This is a genomic window from Chryseobacterium sp. VD8 (genome assembly GCF_037149975.1).
Classification (GTDB): domain Bacteria; phylum Bacteroidota; class Bacteroidia; order Flavobacteriales; family Weeksellaceae; genus Chryseobacterium; species Chryseobacterium indicum.
On the sequence record NZ_JBBCQL010000488.1, the window covers coordinates 1 to 255 of the forward strand.

The window sequence follows — 255 nt, forward strand, 5'->3', positions numbered from 1 at the left end:
CATCGCAGGAGCTTTTTTCTTACCGACTTGAAACCAACATCAATGCTACATTTGGTTCGCACGGATTGAATTTAACAGCGGAATATTCTTATTCAAAAGATAAAAATAAGGACGATTGGTTCAACAATCTGAAAACAACTCTGTCTTACAGATATAAATCTTTCTCCCTAAACGGAACCGCCCAATGGAACGCAACGAGTGTTTTTGATTTAAATTCTTATTACAATGCAGACCGTAATTTTGCGAACTACAATT

1 protein-coding gene is annotated in these 255 nt (G+C 36.1%); it reads left to right on the forward strand.

Annotated features, from left to right (window positions below):
- A partial coding sequence (locus WFK35_RS23145; protein ID WP_336735010.1) for a hypothetical protein occupies window positions 1–255 on the forward strand: 255 nt, incomplete at both ends.